The organism is Pantoea sp. JKS000250, assembly GCF_003201065.1.
Lineage (GTDB): Bacteria > Pseudomonadota > Gammaproteobacteria > Enterobacterales > Enterobacteriaceae > Pantoea > Pantoea vagans.
Map to the genome: position 1 here is coordinate 2,295,366 of NZ_QICZ01000001.1, position 16,709 is coordinate 2,312,074.

13 protein-coding genes and 1 tRNA gene are annotated in these 16,709 nt (G+C 55.2%); 10 read left to right on the forward strand and 4 right to left on the reverse strand.

The features are described 5' to 3' along the window. Positions 1–90: 90 nt before the first annotated feature. The 3 genes from BY447_RS11010 to BY447_RS11020 form a co-directional block, all read right to left on the reverse strand. On the reverse strand, positions 91–2,025 hold the full coding sequence (locus BY447_RS11010) for a PTS mannitol transporter subunit IICBA (protein WP_033734707.1): 1,935 nt from the start codon (positions 2,023–2,025) through the stop codon (positions 91–93). Between the two features lie 433 nt (positions 2,026–2,458). Further along, a complete protein-coding gene (locus BY447_RS11015; protein ID WP_013359631.1) occupies positions 2,459–3,175 on the reverse strand; it encodes a DUF3053 domain-containing protein in 717 nt (238 codons plus the stop codon). A gap of 234 nt (positions 3,176–3,409) precedes the next feature. Then, on the reverse strand, positions 3,410–5,008 hold the full coding sequence (locus BY447_RS11020; RefSeq protein WP_110331134.1) for a gamma-glutamyltransferase family protein: 1,599 nt from the start codon (positions 5,006–5,008) through the stop codon (positions 3,410–3,412). Positions 5,009–5,741: 733 nt separating this feature from the next. Between BY447_RS11020 and BY447_RS11025 the strand changes: the two genes are divergently transcribed. After that, positions 5,742–6,038, forward strand: coding sequence for an HTH-type transcriptional regulator (locus BY447_RS11025; RefSeq protein ID WP_010257438.1), 297 nt, complete (start codon positions 5,742–5,744; stop codon positions 6,036–6,038). Between the two features lie 39 nt (positions 6,039–6,077). Here the strand turns inward: BY447_RS11025 and BY447_RS11030 are convergent, their stop codons facing one another. Beyond that, on the reverse strand, positions 6,078–6,674 hold the full coding sequence (locus BY447_RS11030) for an HD domain-containing protein (RefSeq protein WP_110331135.1): 597 nt from the start codon (positions 6,672–6,674) through the stop codon (positions 6,078–6,080). Between the two features lie 63 nt (positions 6,675–6,737). Between BY447_RS11030 and BY447_RS11035 the strand changes: the two genes are divergently transcribed. The 9 genes from BY447_RS11035 (at position 6,738) to dppF (ending at position 16,587) form a co-directional block, all read left to right on the forward strand. Further along, positions 6,738–7,202 carry a MarR family winged helix-turn-helix transcriptional regulator gene (locus tag BY447_RS11035; RefSeq protein ID WP_110331136.1) on the forward strand — a complete coding sequence of 155 codons (465 nt, stop codon included), beginning with the start codon at positions 6,738–6,740 and terminating at the stop codon, positions 7,200–7,202. Between the two features lie 95 nt (positions 7,203–7,297). Beyond that, entirely contained in the window at positions 7,298–7,726 is a 429-nt protein-coding gene (locus BY447_RS11040) for an organic hydroperoxide resistance protein (protein ID WP_013359635.1), read from the forward strand. Between the two features lie 316 nt (positions 7,727–8,042). Continuing rightward, entirely contained in the window at positions 8,043–9,734 is a 1,692-nt protein-coding gene (eptB, locus tag BY447_RS11045) for a kdo(2)-lipid A phosphoethanolamine 7''-transferase (protein ID WP_013359636.1), read from the forward strand. A gap of 125 nt (positions 9,735–9,859) precedes the next feature. After that, a tRNA-Pro gene (locus BY447_RS11050) sits at positions 9,860–9,936 on the forward strand. A 926-nt stretch (positions 9,937–10,862) separates the two neighbouring features. Continuing rightward, the gene (dppA, locus tag BY447_RS11055; protein WP_013359637.1) at positions 10,863–12,473 is read left to right on the forward strand and encodes a dipeptide ABC transporter periplasmic-binding protein DppA; all 1,611 of its coding nucleotides are present in this window, start codon (positions 10,863–10,865) and stop codon (positions 12,471–12,473) included. Between the two features lie 171 nt (positions 12,474–12,644). After that, the gene (gene dppB, locus BY447_RS11060) at positions 12,645–13,664 is read left to right on the forward strand and encodes a dipeptide ABC transporter permease DppB (protein ID WP_013359638.1); all 1,020 of its coding nucleotides are present in this window, start codon (positions 12,645–12,647) and stop codon (positions 13,662–13,664) included. Between the two features lie 9 nt (positions 13,665–13,673). Beyond that, positions 13,674–14,576 carry a dipeptide ABC transporter permease DppC gene (dppC, locus tag BY447_RS11065; RefSeq protein WP_013359639.1) on the forward strand — a complete coding sequence of 301 codons (903 nt, stop codon included), beginning with the start codon at positions 13,674–13,676 and terminating at the stop codon, positions 14,574–14,576. A gap of 12 nt (positions 14,577–14,588) precedes the next feature. Beyond that, positions 14,589–15,575 carry a dipeptide ABC transporter ATP-binding protein gene (gene dppD, locus BY447_RS11070; protein ID WP_033784396.1) on the forward strand — a complete coding sequence of 329 codons (987 nt, stop codon included), beginning with the start codon at positions 14,589–14,591 and terminating at the stop codon, positions 15,573–15,575. Continuing rightward, positions 15,565–16,587: a dipeptide ABC transporter ATP-binding subunit DppF gene (gene dppF, locus BY447_RS11075; RefSeq protein WP_013359641.1), complete on the forward strand. Its 1,023-nt coding sequence runs from the start codon at positions 15,565–15,567 to the stop codon at positions 16,585–16,587. Before dppD ends, dppF begins: the two co-directional genes overlap by 11 nt. Positions 16,588–16,709 lie beyond the last annotated feature (122 nt).

Sequence of the window (16,709 nt, forward strand, 5' to 3'; positions counted from 1 at the left end):
TGACCCATATCAAATGACGATGGGGCGGGCAAACCCGCCCCAGGAAATCGGGACGGGCATGACCGCCCCAGGGAAAATAATTGCTATAAATTACGCGATTACAGGCTTACCTGACAGCAAATCCAGCACTTCCTGGACGCTGGTGGTATTCGCCAGCTTCTCAATCACGCTGTCATCATCCAGCGCGTTGGTCAGGCTGGTGATCACCTGGATGTGCTCGTTGTTGCGGGCCGCAATACCAATCACCAGGCGTGCCACATCGTCCGGCTCTTCGCCAAACAGAACGCCTGCCGGATACTGACAGAACACCACGCCGGTTTTCAGCACGCGATCTTTTGCTTCAACCGTGCCGTGTGGCACTGCGATCGACTCACCGAGGTAGGTCGGCGTCAGTTTTTCACGCGCCAGCATCGCATCAATATATTCAGGTTCAACGTAACCACCTTTGACCAGCTGTTCGCCGGCAAAGCGAATCGCCTGCTCTTTGTTGCTGGCGGTCAGACCGAGGAAGACATTATCCGCGCCCAGTTTAAACAGGTGCGCATTGCCTTCATCGTAGCTGTCTGAGAGCGCGGTATTCACCGTCTCACGATGTACGTCGCTGCGGTTCGCCGCCACCAGACGCTCGGTCAGGGTGCTGTAGAGCGCGCTGTCGAGGAAGTTATTCAGCGAGATATGCTGGGCATGTGGCGCCTGGCGAATCGCGCGTTCAGTCAGGTCACGATGCGTAATCACCAGATCGACATCACCCGGCAGGGCGTTGATGGCGGTGTTGGTTACCGACACATTGCTCAGACCGGCGTCCTGCACTTTCTTGCGCAGCACGCCTGCACCCATGGCGCTGGAACCCATACCGGCGTCACAGGCCACGATGATTTTACGCACGTGATGCAGCTCGACGCTCATGGCATCGCTGGCGACGGCGCCGCCTGCTGTGCTCTGGCCTTTAGACTGCGCTTTCATCTCATGCATGCGCTGGGTCGCGGCTTCAATATCGTCATCTTCTTTGACTTTGCTGGTTTTCAGCAGGATAGCGGAAACTACGAAGGAGACGGCGAAGGCTGCAGCGATAGCGGCGATGTTGGCGAAGTAGGCACCTTTTGGCGTCATTGCCAGCACGGCCAGGATAGAACCTGGTGAGGCAGGAGAGACCAGGCCACCGTTCAGCACGGTCAGCGTGAAGACGCCGGTCATACCGCCCAGGATAACCGCCAGCAGCAGGCGAGGGGCCATCAGCACATACGGGAAGTAGATCTCATGGATGCCGCCGAGGAAGTGGATTATTGCCGCACCACCTGCAGACTGTTTAGCACTGCCACGGCCAAAGAACATGTAGGCCATCAGTACGCCCATACCCGGACCCGGGTTGGCTTCGATCAGGAAGAAGATCGACTTACCCGCTTCGCTCGCCTGCTGGATGCCCAGCGGTGAGAAAATACCGTGGTTAATGGCGTTGTTCAGGAACAGGATTTTCGCCGGTTCCACGAAGATGGAAGTCAGTGGCAGCAGGTTGTTCTGCACCATCAGATTCACGCCCGCGGCGAGAATGTGTGACAGACCTTCAACCAGCGGACCGATTGCCAGGAACGCCAGCAGTGCCAGAATCATCCCGATAATACCGGCCGAGAAGTTGTTAACCAGCATCTCGAAGCCGCTTTTGATTTTGCCGTCAATCGCCCGGTCAAACGACTTAATTGCCCAGCCGCCCAGCGGACCGGCAATCATCGCACCGAGGAACATCGGCATATCTGCACCGACAATCACACCCATGGTCGTAATCGCGCCAACCACGCCGCCGCGATCGCCACCCACCAGACGCCCACCGGTAAAACCGATCAGCAGAGGCAGCAGGTAGGTGATCATCGGGCCAACCAGTTTGGCCAGCGTTTCGTTAGGGATCCAGCCAGTTGGAATAAACAGTGCGGTGATGATACCCCAGGCGATAAACGCCCCGATGTTCGGCATCACCATATTACTCAGAAAGCGACCAAAGCTCTGTACTTTGACCTTCACTGATGAGGACATAAACCCACCCCTTATTGAGACGCGCTGCAATAGGAGAGCGCGCTTGTTTTTGTTTAGCCACCCCGACGCGAAGCCGGTGGTATTACTGTATGCACGCGGACTCTATCACGCGAATTTGACGCTGCGTAGCGCATGGAGCAAGTGTGATCTGTGTCACTGATTCAGGGTGGTGGCAGGGGTGATTTGCGTGACTTCGATCACATTTTTACCGATGTTAAGGCTTGTTTTGTCTGGATTCTGACCGGGCTGGCAGGTTATCTGTGAGATGAATCACACTTAGCGGCAGGGTATTTGTTATATAAATGTGACTTAGATCACAAACTATTTTTGGTCGAAAATGCGCCAGATCACACTTCATTATCCAGGTGACAGGAAGAGAGATGAAAAGGGGAATGAGCCGGGCAGACGAATAACGCCTGCCCGTTAAACGGTTTTACTGCAGACCACCCTGGACGGCAGCCTGTGCCTGAGGAAGTGCCTGCGAATTGGCTGATAAAGTGCTCATCAGCGCGTTATATTGTGAAGCCTGATCCTGCGTCGGGAACTGCACGCCACCATCATTGAAGCTGACACGGTTTCCCTGCGTTTGCAGGAAATCGCCGGCCTGTACGGCACCCTGACTCAGCGCCTGGAGTTTTGGCAGCAGCGGAATAAGCTGATTGGCAGGCACCGTCACCACTTTGTTGTAGGCGGTGTCATAGACTTTTTTCAGGTCATCCGGCTGCTTCAGGGCCGCTTTGCTGCTGTCCGCCTGCATTTTTGCGCTTTCAATCTGCTGGGTAACGATCACCAGTGCGCTGTTCGCCTGACGCAGGGAATCACGACGGCTAAGATAATCCTGCGGAACGCGAATGGCCGAAAGCTCATCCACCACCGGACGCATACCCTGCTCAACGGCCTTGTTCGCCTGCTGTGAGAAGCCATACATGATGGCGTAATCGCTGGCGAAGTTGCCAAAGCTCTGCTTCTGATTCTCGCTGAGGCTGGGCAGATGCTCGCCGCTGCGCATAACGGTGTTCTGGAGGAAATCGATAAATGCTTTGCGCTGCTCGCCTTCTTTATCACCGCACGCGGTGAGTTGCAGCACAATCAGCGCGCCAGCGAGCATCATGCCGCCGCGTGCCATAAGGCGTGTAAGTCCTGAAGCCATGGGTTCAACTCCTGTCGGTGATACTGTCGGATGTCCAGGTAAGAATGGCCTAAAGAATAGAACAAACCCGCATCACGGCACAATGTGAAACCACCTGTGAAACAGACGCTTTCTGAAACGCCGGTTAAAGAACGGGATTGTCTGCGTGTCAGGGCAAGCTGCTTTGCCTGCCATTGCGGGCAAAGCGTGTAGCTGAAAGGCACGCTTAGCGACATGACGCGCGCTGGCGCGGCCTTAAAACACTACCGCCTGACCATCTTTGCGACTCTCGCTGGCTGCGATATAGAAGCCCTGCGGATCGCGTACGATTACCTGTGCGCCACCAAAGTTGTAGTTACTCAGAGGGTCTTCCAGCACCACATTGTGCCCCATACGGCGCAGCGTGCTCAGGGTATTGCGATCGAGAGTGGATTCAAACACCACCTCACGTCCCTGTACCACGCGCCAGCGCGGCGCATCAATCGCGGCCTGCGGATTCTGCCGGTGCAGCATAATCCGCAGCGCTAGCTGAACGTGTCCCTGCGCCTGCATCGGGCCGCCCATCACGCCAAACGCCATCAGCGGCTGGCCCTGCAGATCCAGCGCAAAGGCCGGAATGATGGTATGGAAAGGCCGCTTACCGCCCGCCACAACGTTGGGATGCTCCGGGTCGAGTGAAAAGCCTGCGCCACGGTTCTGCAGGCTGATGCCGGTATCGGGTACGACCACGCCAGAGCCAAAGCCCATGTAATTGGACTGGATGAAAGAGACCATCATGCCGCTGGCATCCGCTGCCGCGACATACACCGTGCCGCTTTGCTGCGGTGATCCAAAGCGGAAATCTCCTGCTTTATCAGGGTCGATTAATGCTGCCCGCTGGCGGATGTACTCTTTGCTCAGGAGTAATTCAGCCGGAAATTCGAGGTGATCCTCGTCAGTGACATAACGGTCCAGATCAACCAGCGCCAGTTTCATCGCCTCAATAGAAAGATGCAGCCACTGCGGTGAATCGGGTGCATAGCGATTGATCTCCCACGCTTCCAGAATGCCGAGCGCAATTAAGGTCGCGATCCCCTGACCATTCGGCGGCAGCTCCTGCACCGATCCGCCGGCAAACGGATGCGACAGCAGGTTAACCCAGTCAGCACGATGGTTTTTTAAATCCTCCAGCGTCAGCGCCGCGTCATGTTCGCGGGCGAAGGCCGCCATTTTCTGCGCCAGTGCGCCGCGATAAAAACTTTCACCCTCAGTCTCAGCAATCTCCTGCAGGGTGCGGGCCTGCGCCGGGTTGCGGAACAGCTCACCCGTACGCGGTGGACGGCCCTGCGGCGCAAAGCAGCTGCTGAAGCCAGGCTGATCGCGCAGCTTGTCATAGCCACGCTGCCACAGCTGACCAATCAGCGGAGAGACCGGAAAGCCGTCGCGCGCATAGTCAATTGCCGGTTGCGCCAGGGTGGTCAGCGGTAAGGTGCCGAAGCGCTGCGCCAGCGTCACCCACGCCGAGACGGCGCCCGGCACAGTGACAGACTCCCAGCCGGTTTCAGGCATCGCGCTCAGAGCGGCAAAGCGTTCGGGACGCCAGGCGGCGGGCGCCCGACCTGAAGCATTTAAGCCATGCAGTTCGCTGCCGTCCCAGACAATCGCAAACGCATCACTGCCGATGCCGTTTCCGGTCGGCTCCAGCACGGTTAAGGCGATGGCGGTGGCGATAGCCGCATCCACGGCGTTCCCACCTTGTTGCAGCATCCGTAAACCCGCCTGTGCCGCCAGCGGTTGCGAGGTTGCGACGGCATTGCGGCCCATCATCGGCACGCGATGAGAGGGATAGCCGACGTTAAAATCTGTTTCACACATCGCTTTTCCTTAAAGAGGTCAGGAGTGAATTTTCCCGTCATCAGCACGTGATTCCACAGCTGCACGTTTAGCGCGCAAAGGGCTCGTTTTTAGCCGCCAGCTGCACCGTTATGAGGCACCAGCCGTTTCGTTAGGATGACTGTTGATTCATCTGAAGATACAGGGGCGTTAAGAGTAAAAGATTTCTCCGCATTGCACTGTGAGCCGCCGCGCGCCAGGGTTCAGGCGCTAACCAGGACTATTCTTAAATTAATCAGAACCGTGAATATAAGTGTTCAGGAATTAAACCATTGGCGTATATTTTGCAATCACAAGGTGAAGAGGTGTAGTGCTTCACAGAAATGAGAATATGCCTGAGAAAAGCTTGATGGCATCCACATAAATCGCAAACACCATTTGATTTTTTTGCGCACTATGCCAGCACAAAAATCAACTGCCTCAGCAGGTTAGAGGTGCTGGAACGTTTCCGGCAAACCATAGTGAAAAAAATAATTATAAATTGCGCGGCAAATAGTCAGGTCTCTATCCATACTTAGTCTCCCGGCATTTGTTGCATTGACCTGACATCATTTAAGCAGTGCACCGCAGGCTGTGTCCCGTAATGGTTTTTCTCATAACAAAAACAAACCCTTGCGGGATCCAGCCTGAAACAGGCCCGGTTTCAGAGTCCTGACTTCAGGCTCGTACCTCTCTACTTTCACGTGCTTCATAGTGAGTTTTTAAGGAGTTCTCTATGGAATTAAAAGACCCGATGTTTGAATTGCTCAGCAGCCTTGAGCAGATTGTTTTGACACGTGATGATCGCGCCGCCGAGTTACTTATTCAGCGTCAGCAACCCGCCCAGCCAGAGCCGCAGCGTCTGCGTGAAATGACCGGCATGCAGGTTGATGAATTTGCAAAAGTGATGGGCGTGAGCGTCTCTTCCGTGAAAAGCTGGGAAGCGCGGCGTACCCGTCCTTCCGCGACGGCGCAGAAATTAATGAAGTTATTGCATGCCAATCCCTATCTGGGACGGCAGTTGCTTGAATAATCAGGCATCACGAGAAGAACCCGCCGCTGGCGGGTTTTTTTATGCGCGCATTTCGCTGTATTTAGCGGCCTGTTTCACAAACCAGCTCTCTGGCACGTTGTAGGGAGGCTCCCGCAGTTGGGCAAGGCCGCTTTCAATGATCGTTGACGCCTGTTGCCATAACTGCGCATCACCCTCCTTCAGCAGCGCAATCTGTATCTGTTTTTCCACCAGATAGACCCGCGCAAAGTCAGGATCAAAACGCACAATCGCGCGGGTATTGTCGATGATGTCAGCCAGTTTGATCGTCTGCGCCTCAGGACTGGCGCTGGCCGTATGGCGAAAGTGCGCCAGTTTACGGGCCGCCCGATTTTTTGCCGCTGTGGGTGTGCTGTCGGTCAGCATCTCCACCAGGCTGGCCACGTGCGCACCAAACCGGGCTTCGATATCCCCCAGCGTGGCAGAGGTATCTTCTACGGTGTCGTGCAGCCAGCCGGCGGCTAACATGGCATCGTCATGAGTGACGCTGCGCACCAGCTCCACTACCGCAGCCGGATGAACAATGTAAGGCTCATCGGTATATTTGCGGCGCTGACCGGCACCGGCATGTGCCTCAGTGGCGAAACGACGCGCCTGTTCTTCCAGTGAATCCTGCATGCTATTTCTCCTGACAAAAAAGTTTGCTTGCAATTATCTAGCGCGCTATCTATATTAATCATCATGAACTGTGATCAAGATGACAAAAAAGTGAAAACGATGCCACTGTTGGTCGATCAGCAACTCTGTTTTGCGCTTTATTCTGCCAATCTGGCGATGAATAAAGTCTATCGACAGTTGCTGAGCCAGCTCGACATTACCTATCCGCAGTATCTGGTGATGCTGGTGTTGTGGCAGAAAGATGATGTCACGGTGTCAGAGATTGGCGAGCAGCTTTTTTTAGACTCGGCAACATTAACGCCACTGCTGAAGCGGCTGGAAAGCGCAGGTCTGATTAACCGACAGCGCACCCGGCAGGATGAACGCCAGGTTGCGGTAACGCTAACAGAGGCTGGCCGCGCGCTGTGCGTTAAGGCTGAAGCGATTCCTGAAGCGGTTAAATGTGCCACAGCCTGTGAGGATGATGCCCTGCTGGCGCTGAAATTACAGCTCGATGGGTTGCGTGATAACCTGAATCAATCACGATAAATATTGCCGACGGATGCGCTGCATCCGTTGAACCTCACCGCCTGATTACGGTTAAATAAGTAGCAGGCGATTAAATAGCGTAACGGAGAAATGTCATGTCTTTAGAACAAGTGGTTTACCGCGCCAAAGCCAAAGCAACCGGTGGTCGCGATGGTCGTGCAACCTCTTCTGACGGTGTACTGGACGTTAAACTGGGCGTGCCAAAAGAGATGGGCGGTGCAGGCGGCGAAGTGACTAACCCTGAGCAGCTGTTTGCTGCAGGCTACTCTGCCTGCTTCCTGGGTGCGATGAAGTTTGTTGCTGGCCGCGACAAAATCGCGATGCCAAAAGATGCGTGGATTGAAGGTGAAGTCGGTATCGGTCCTATCCCTGATGGCTTTGGTATCGAAGCGACCCTGAATATTCATCTGCCAGAGATGGATGAAGCAGAAGCGCAGAAGCTGGTTGATGCGGCGCATATCGTTTGTCCTTACTCAAACGCTACCCGCAACAACATCGACGTTACGCTGAACATCATTCGCTAAGCGTGCCGCGGGCCTGAACCATCAGGCCCGCATTTTTCATTCATCACATCCTCTCTCCTGCTGTTTTCTGCGTCAGCCAGCCAACAGTCACTCTCCGCCATGTACAAAAAATGTGCTAATCCGGTCGACAACGATTATTTTCTGGTCTATCAACCGCGGCCATGTTTTACTGAGCCACCTCGCGTTATAGCCAGTAAATCCGTTCAGAATTTTCCTTCATCTTGTCCGGTCCGCTTATTCAGCGAACTCTGCCGCGTTTCGGCAGTCACATAAAAGATTTGGTCAGGCGCTTCACACCGGAGAAACTCCTTTTTTCATGAATTATATTAAAACCCTGACTCAGCAGAAGTTATCGCTACTGCTGGCGCTCTACCTCGGTATCTTACTGAACTTACCGATTTTCTATCGTCGTTTTGACGGTTTTCTCAGGCAATCCACGGTAACGAACTGGCTCACTGCCGTCACCGAGGTCGTGGCCATTGTGCTGCTGACGTTCTTTCTGATGCGTCTGCTGTCGCTGGGCGGAAAGTGGTTTTATCGCGTGCTGGCCACGATGATTGTTCTGATCTCTGTTGCCGCCGCCTATTACATGGCGTTTTTTAACGTTGTAATTGGCTACGGCATTGTGGCGTCGGTGATGACGACCGATACCGATCTTTCTAAAGAAGTGGTTGGCTACCATTTCATCCTGTGGATGGTTCTGGTCAGCGCGCTGCCGCTGCTGATGATCTGGCGCAACAGGCTGAGCATGACACTGAATGAACAGCTGCGTACGCCAGGGCAGCGCCTGAAACCGACCCTGATTATGCTGCTCTGCGTAGCCCTGGTCTGGCTGCCGATCCGTTATTTCGACAAGCTGCAGAAGCATAATGAAGAGATCACTAACATCGATCTGCCGAGCTACGGCGGTGTGGTCGCCCACTCGTATCTTCCTTCCAACTGGCTGGCGGCTGTGGGACTGTTTGCCTGGACCCGCGTGGATGAGTCGCTAAATAGCGAGGAGCTGCTGGATCCGGCGAAGAAGTTTACCTACGTTGCGCCTGCCGGTCTGGACGATACCTATGTGGTGTTTGTGATTGGCGAAACCACCCGCTGGGATCACATGGGAATGCTGGGTTATGAGCGCGACACGACGCCTAAGCTGTCGAAAGAGAAGAACCTGGTCGCGTTCCGCGGCGAGTCCTGTGATACCGCGACGAAGCTGTCGCTGCGCTGCATGTTCGTACGCGAAGGCGGTACCATGGATAACCCTGGCCGCACGCTGAAAGAGCAGAATGTGTTTGCGGTGATGAAAGAGCTGGGCTTCACCTCTGAGCTGTTTGCGATGCAGAGTGAAGTCTGGTTCTACGACAACGTCAATGCCAACAACTTTGCTTTCCGTGAGCAGATTGGTTCAGAGAAGCGCAATCAGGGCAAGGCGGTCGATGACATGCTGCTGGTGCCGGAGATGAAAGCGTCACTGGATCGTTTTCCGAAAGGTAAGCATCTGGTGGTGCTGCATACCAAAGGTTCGCACTATCTTTATTCACAGCGTTATCCGCGTAGCTTCGCGAAGTATCAGCCGGAGTGTATGGGCGTCGATGAGACCTGCAGCAAAGCGCAGTTGATTAACGCTTATGACAACTCGGTGCTGTATGTCGATAGCATGCTGGATAGCGTGCTGGATCAGCTGCGTGATAAGAAGGCGATCGTCTTCTATGCTGCTGATCACGGTGAGTCGATCAGCGAAAATATGCACCTGCACGGTACGCCGCGTGAGATGGCACCGCCGGAGCAGTTCCGTGTGCCGATGATGGTCTGGGCGTCAGATAAGTATCTGGAAGATAGTCAGAACCGCAGCAACTTCGAGCGCCTGCAGGCGCAACAACGTGTGGGCCGCACGCATCGTCACGTTGAGTTGTTCGATACCATCCTGGGCTGTCTGGGCTACACCTCGCCAGATGGCGGCATTAACCCGGCCAACAACTGGTGTCAGGCACCGGCTAAAGGTCAGGCTAAAGCGCTGTAATAGTGAGCGAAAAGGGCAGGGTAGGTGGTTAATTTCCGGTAACCGCGTGCTTTCCAGGCGATTGGCGGCAAAAGCATAAAAAGCGGTTGACGCTGATCGTGGGTAGCAGTAACATGCGCCCCCATCGGCGAGTAGCGCAGCTTGGTAGCGCAACTGGTTTGGGACCAGTGGGTCGGAGGTTCGAATCCTCTCTCGCCGACCATATTTAAGAAAACCTGTCTGAAAAGACAGGTTTTTTTTCGTCTGTAGAAAAGTGATTTGCAGGCAAAGAATTAGCGCTGTGCGGGCTTCAGGCGGCTGACAGGTTTAAACCCGAGTGAATCTGACCGCAGCACATGAACACAAGGCAGAGGGAACACAGGCAGAGGAGGAAAGCGTCCCACGCCAGGGACGGCGTGGGACGAGCGTCCAGGGATGGTTTAAGCGCCTTTCCGATCTGCCCGTGTTCCCGAAGCAGATCTCGATCTTAACGCCACTCCCGCTTACCACATTTTGTTTTGTTGCCCGCCTCGCTGCCTTCCAGAAAGTTCCAGTAAACTCCATCCGCCGCGCATTTCGCTTACCCGCCGTTATTGTTACCCCTTTCCCGCTGTCAGGCCTTGCCCTGTAAGAGTTACGATCATAATTCGCGACACATTCTTCTTATGACCGAAAGCGGCAACATGCTGATTTCTTATGCTTCTTTCCCAGCATATTCCGCTGGTTGAACGTCATAACGCACGGTGAATCGTTCAGTTATTCAACATTTGCCGGTAAAATTTTTAAGTTTTTTAGCGGTGAGAATCACTAGCGATAGAGCCGCTATCCAGCACAATGCACGGAATTCAGGCCAGCTACGCTGTGCATTGTATGGCTTTCAGACAGAAACGGTTTTTATTACCGTTGCATGCTATTCCTCACACTCTGTGTAAATAAGTAACCGTTGTATTGACGTTCTTTGCAACTGTTGACAAATTGATGCGTCAATAAACGCGCAGTTACGGAATTTTCTGAATGCACAATCTGCGTCAGAAAAAACATAAAAAACGCAGCGCGCGTTAACCACCTGTTCGGTGGTACGCCTGAACCGCATAAAAAAATCAGAGGTCGGGCAATACACACAACATCACATCACAATGGAGCAAAAGCATGATCAACTCCCTGGCTAAATCCGGGATGCTGAAGGTCGGTCTGAGCCTGATTGCTATGACTGTCGCCGCCGGTGTTCAGGCAAAAACCCTCGTTTACTGTTCTGAAGGTTCTCCGGAAGGCTTTAACCCGCAGTTGTTCACCTCGGGTACCACCTACGATGCCAGCTCACGTCAGATCTACAATCGACTGGTTGAGTTCACTATCGGCACCACCGAACTGCACGCTGCGCTGGCAGAGAAGTGGGATGTCAGTGAAGACGGTAAAACCTACACCTTCCACCTGCGTAAAGGTGTGAAGTGGCAGACCACCAAAGATTTCAAACCGACGCGCGACTTCAATGCGGATGATGTGGTGTTCACCTTTGAGCGCCAGCTGGATAAAAACAACGCCTACCACGGCGTCTCCGGCGGCAGCTACGAATATTTCGAAGGCATGGACATGCCGAAGCTGATCAGCAAAATCGAAAAAGTGGACGAGAATACCGTTCGCTTCGTGCTGACCCGCCCTGAGTCACCGTTCCTTGCTGACCTCGGCATGGACTTCGCCTCGATTCTGTCGAAAGAGTACGCAGACAACATGCTGAAAGCGGGCACCCCGCAAAACGTCGACCTGAACCCGGTCGGTACCGGTCCGTTCCAGCTGCTGCAGTACCAGAAAGATTCGCGCATCCTTTACAAAGCTAACCCGGATTACTGGGGCACCAAGCCAAAAATCGATCGCTTAGTCTTCTCCATTACCCCGGATGCGTCGGTGCGCTACGCCAAGCTGCAGAAGGGCGAATGTCAGGTCATGCCATATCCGAACCCGGCTGACATTGCGCGTATGAAGCAGGACAAAAACATCAACCTGTATGAGCAGGCTGGCCTGAACGTCGGCTATCTGTCGTACAACGTTGAGAAAAAACCGCTGGATAACCTGAAAGTGCGTCAGGCACTGACCATGGCGGTCAACAAAAAAGCGATTATCGACGCCGTTTATCAGGGTGCAGGCCAGCCGGCTAAAAACCTGATCCCACCAACGATGTGGGGCTATAACGACGACGTAAAAGACTACGCCTACGATCCTGAGAAAGCCAAAGCGCTGCTGAAAGAAGCGGGCATGGCAGACGGTTTCTCCATCGACCTGTGGGCAATGCCGGTTCAGCGTCCGTACAACCCGAACGCTCGCCGCATGGCTGAGATGATTCAGAGCGACTGGGCGAAAATTGGCGTCAAAGCCAAAATCGTCACCTACGAGTGGGGCGAATACCTGAAGCGCGCCAAAGCGGGTGAGCACCAGACCGTCATGATGGGCTGGACTGGCGACAATGGGGATCCGGATAACTTCCTGGCCACCCTGTTCAGCTGCTCAGCGGCGAAAGATGGCTCTAACTACTCGCGCTGGTGTGATAAATCCTTCGAGGATCAGATTCAGCCCGCTCGCGCCACCGCCGATCAGGCGAAGCGTATCGAGTACTACAAGCAGGCTCAGGTTGTGATGCATGACCAGGCACCGGCGCTGATGATCGCGCACTCAACGGTATACGAACCGGTCAGCAAAAAAGTCTCCGGTTACAAAGTCGATCCGCTGGGCGGACACTACTTTGCTCAGGTAGACATTAAAGAATAATTGTCGCCTTTTCCGGGGCGGCTACGCGTCGCCCCGGCTTTATCTCCCTGTTTTACTGGAAACGGTAGAGGCGCAGCCTGTCTGCGTCGCGGTCGGGCCTACCCGATCGTCAGATGTAAGCAATAACAACCCTCGCGGCGACGGTCGCGCGGACAAGAGAGAACCCGGATTATGCTGCAGTTCATACTCCGACGTCTGGGCCTTGTCATCCCAACGTTTATCGGTATTACATTACTCACCTTCGCGTTTGTTCACATGATCCCGGGCGATCCGGTGCTGATCATGGCTGGCGAGCGCGGTATTTCTCCTGAACGTCATGCACAGTTAATGGCGCTGTTAGGTCTGGATCAGCCGCTGTGGAAACAGTACCTGAACTACATTAACGGTGTATTACATGGCGACCTGGGCATTTCACTGAAGAGCCGCATCCCTGTCTGGGATGAGTTTGTTCCGCGCTTCAAAGCGACGCTGGAACTTGGCATCTGCGCCATGATATTTGCCGTGGCCATTGGTATCCCGGTTGGGGTGCTGGCGGCGGTAAAACGCGGTTCAATTTTCGATCACACCGCTGTGGGCATCTCACTGACCGGCTACTCCATGCCAATCTTCTGGTGGGGCATCATGCTGATCATGCTGGTCTCGGTGCAGCTCAACCTGACACCGGTTTCCGGGCGGGTCGGTGATACCGTCTTCCTGGATGACAGCATGCCGCTGACCGGCTTTATGCTGATTGACACCTTCTTCTGGGGTGAGCCGGGCGACTTCCACGATGCGGTAATGCACATGATTCTGCCCGCCATCGTGCTCGGCACCATTCCGCTGGCGGTCATTGTACGAATGACGCGTTCGGCAATGCTCGAAGTACTGGGTGAAGATTACATCCGTACGGCGCGCGCCAAAGGCCTGACGCGGATGCGCGTAATCGTGGTGCATGCACTGCGTAACGCCATGCTGCCGGTGGTGACGGTCATCGGCCTGCAGGTCGGCACGTTGCTGGCCGGGGCGATTCTGACCGAAACCATCTTCTCGTGGCCGGGTCTGGGGCGCTGGCTGATTGAAGCGTTGCAGCGCCGTGACTATCCGGTGGTGCAGGGCGGTGTGCTGCTGACCGCGGTACTGATTATTGTGGTCAACCTGCTGGTTGATCTGCTGTATGGCGTGGTTAACCCGCGCATACGTCACAAGAAATAAGGGGGCATCATGTCTGTTGTTGATCCCGGCAGCGTTACCGTTGCACCCAAGCCGATGACCCCATTCCAGGAATTCTGGCACTACTTTAAACGTAACAAAGGCGCCGTCGTGGGCCTGGTCTACATCATCATTGTATTGCTGTGTGCCATTTTTGCCGATGTGCTGGCCCCGCATGCGCCTGCTGAGCAGTTCCGCGATGCGCTGCTGCATCCGCCGGTCTGGCAGGAGGGCGGTAACTGGAGCTACATTCTGGGCACCGACGACGTGGGCCGCGATGTGCTGTCGCGTCTGATGTACGGTGCGCGCCTGTCGCTGCTGGTCGGCTGTCTGGTGGTGGTGCTGTCGCTGATTTTCGGCGTGATCTTCGGCCTGCTGGCCGGTTATCTCGGCGGCGTGGTCGATGCCATCATCATGCGCGTGGTCGATATCATGCTGGCATTGCCAAGCCTGCTGCTGGCGCTGGTGCTGGTCGCCATCTTTGGCCCCTCGATCGTTAACGCCTCTATCGCGCTGACCTTTGTGGCGCTGCCGCACTATATCCGTCTGACCCGCGCGGCGGTGCTGGTGGAAGTGAACCGCGACTATGTGACCGCCTCCGGCGTGGCCGGTGCCGGTATGCTGCGCCAGATGTTTGTGAATATTCTGCCTAACTGCCTTGCACCACTGATCGTGCAGGCTTCATTAGGTTTCTCCAACGCCATTCTCGATATGGCGGCGTTGGGCTTTCTCGGTATGGGTGCGCAACCGCCAACGCCGGAGTGGGGCACCATGCTCTCCGACGTTCTGCAGTATGCGCAAAGTGCCTGGTGGGTCGTGACCTTCCCTGGATTGGTCATTCTGCTTACCGTGCTGGCATTTAACCTGATGGGCGACGGTTTGCGTGATGCCCTCGACCCGAAACTCAAGCAGTAAAGAGGCACCGAGATGGCGTTATTAAATGTAGACAAACTATCGGTGCATTTCGGCGACGATAAAGCACCGTTCCGTGCGGTTGACCGCATCAGTTATCAGGTTGAGCAGGGCCAGGTCGTCGGTATCGTGGGCGAGTCCGGCTCCGGCAAATCGGTCAGTTCACTGGCGATCATGGGACTGATCGACTTCCCTGGCAAAGTGATGGCGGAGAAGCTGGAGTTCAACCAGCGCGATCTGAAACGCATCTCTGAACGCGAGCGCCGCCAGCTGGTGGGCGCTGAAGTGGCGATGATTTTTCAGGACCCGATGACCAGCCTGAATCCCTGCTACACCGTGGGCTTCCAGATTATGGAAGCGATCAAGGTGCATCAGGGCGGCAACAAACGCACCCGGCGTCAGCGGGCAATCGACCTGCTGAATCAGGTCGGCATTCCCGATCCGGCGTCACGGCTTGATGTCTATCCGCACCAGCTGTCGGGCGGTATGAGCCAGCGTGTGATGATTGCCATGGCGATCGCCTGCCGGCCTAAGCTGCTGATCGCCGATGAGCCGACGACGGCGCTCGACGTGACTATTCAGGCGCAAATCATCGAACTGCTGCTGGATCTGCAGCGGCAGGAGAACATGGCGCTGATCCTGATTACGCACGATCTGGCGTTAGTGGCAGAAGCGGCGCACCACATTATCGTGATGTATGCCGGACAGGTTGTGGAGAGCGGGAAAGCGACCGATATCTTCAAAGCGCCGCGCCATCCTTATACCCAGGCGCTGCTGCGCGCGCTGCCGGAGTTTGCGGCTGATAAAGCGCGTCTGGCGTCACTGCCTGGCGTAGTGCCGGGCAAATATGACCGCCCGGCTGGCTGTCTGCTTAACCCACGCTGCCCCTATGCGACTGACCTTTGTCGCCAGGAAGAACCGGAACTGCGCACCATTCCAGGACGTCAGTCCAAGTGTCACTATCCTCTGGATGATGCCGGGAGACCCACTTATGAGTCATGAAACCACGAAAGATCAGTTCCTGCTGCAGGCGATTGATCTGAAAAAACACTACCCGGTGAAGAAGGGGCTGTTTGGTCAGGAGCGTCTGGTCAAAGCGCTGGATGGCGTCTCTTTTAATCTGGAGCGCGGCAAAACGCTGGCGGTCGTCGGCGAGTCAGGCTGTGGTAAATCCACGCTGGGCCGGTTGCTGACGATGATTGAAACCCCGACAGAAGGGCAGCTTTACTGGCACGGTCAGGATCTGCTGAAGCACGATCCCCAGGCGCAGAAGCTGCGTCGTCAGAAAATCCAGATCGTATTCCAGAATCCGTATGGCTCACTCAATCCGCGTAAAAAAGTAAGCCAGATTCTGGAGGAGCCACTGGTCATCAATACCCAGCTGACCAAAGCGGAACGCCGCGAGAAGACGCTGGAGATGATGGCGAAAGTGGGCCTGAAAACCGAACATTACGATCGCTACCCGCACATGTTCTCAGGCGGTCAGCGTCAGCGTATCGCCATCGCGCGTGGGCTGATGCTCGATCCGGACGTGCTGATTGCCGATGAGCCGGTTTCGGCGCTCGATGTTTCGGTGCGTGCTCAGGTGCTGAACCTGATGATGGATCTGCAGCAGGATATGGGTCTCTCCTACGTCTTTATCTCGCACGATTTGTCGGTAGTAGAGCACATTGCCGATGAGGTGATGGTGATGTATCTCGGCCGTTGCGTCGAGAAGGGCAGTAAAGAGGCGATTTTTGCCAACCCGCGCCATCCTTATACCCAGGCTTTGCTGTCAGCGACGCCGCGTCTGAATCCGGACGACCGTCGTGAGCGTATTAAGCTGACCGGCGAGCTGCCCAGCCCGCTTAATCCGCCGCCAGGCTGTGCTTTCAATGCGCGCTGCCACCGACGTTTTGGCACCTGTGTGCAGTTACAGCCGAAGCTGAAAAACTACGGTGGCCAGGAGATTGCCTGCTTCGCGGTCGATCAGGATGAGAACCAGCCGGTGGGTGTGGCAGAAAAGGTCAGCTGAGGATTGGCGGCTCAGGCCGTTGATTCAGTGATAGCTCAGGGAGCATACGCCCTTCGCAAAGACGCAAAACGCCTCCGTAGCCCGCGTTGCTTTGCTCCAGGCGTATGCTTCCCTCTCCTGAA

What these genes read in the sequence shown, in the direction of transcription:
- BY447_RS11025 (WP_010257438.1), top strand. Translation starts at nt 5,742, where the DNA reads ATGGAATTAAAAGACCCGATGTTTGAATTGCTCAGCAGCCTTGAGCAG.
- BY447_RS11030 (WP_110331135.1), bottom strand. Translation starts at nt 6,674, where the DNA reads ATGCAGGATTCACTGGAAGAACAGGCGCGTCGTTTCGCCACTGAGGCA.
- dppD (WP_033784396.1), top strand. Translation starts at nt 14,589, where the DNA reads ATGGCGTTATTAAATGTAGACAAACTATCGGTGCATTTCGGCGACGAT.
- dppA (WP_013359637.1), top strand. Translation starts at nt 10,863, where the DNA reads ATGATCAACTCCCTGGCTAAATCCGGGATGCTGAAGGTCGGTCTGAGC.
- dppF (WP_013359641.1), top strand. Translation starts at nt 15,565, where the DNA reads ATGAGTCATGAAACCACGAAAGATCAGTTCCTGCTGCAGGCGATTGAT.
- BY447_RS11015 (WP_013359631.1), bottom strand. Translation starts at nt 3,175, where the DNA reads ATGGCTTCAGGACTTACACGCCTTATGGCACGCGGCGGCATGATGCTC.
- BY447_RS11040 (WP_013359635.1), top strand. Translation starts at nt 7,298, where the DNA reads ATGTCTTTAGAACAAGTGGTTTACCGCGCCAAAGCCAAAGCAACCGGT.
- BY447_RS11035 (WP_110331136.1), top strand. Translation starts at nt 6,738, where the DNA reads ATGAACTGTGATCAAGATGACAAAAAAGTGAAAACGATGCCACTGTTG.
- BY447_RS11020 (WP_110331134.1), bottom strand. Translation starts at nt 5,008, where the DNA reads ATGTGTGAAACAGATTTTAACGTCGGCTATCCCTCTCATCGCGTGCCG.
- BY447_RS11010 (WP_033734707.1), bottom strand. Translation starts at nt 2,025, where the DNA reads ATGTCCTCATCAGTGAAGGTCAAAGTACAGAGCTTTGGTCGCTTTCTG.
- dppC (WP_013359639.1), top strand. Translation starts at nt 13,674, where the DNA reads ATGTCTGTTGTTGATCCCGGCAGCGTTACCGTTGCACCCAAGCCGATG.
- dppB (WP_013359638.1), top strand. Translation starts at nt 12,645, where the DNA reads ATGCTGCAGTTCATACTCCGACGTCTGGGCCTTGTCATCCCAACGTTT.
- eptB (WP_013359636.1), top strand. Translation starts at nt 8,043, where the DNA reads ATGAATTATATTAAAACCCTGACTCAGCAGAAGTTATCGCTACTGCTG.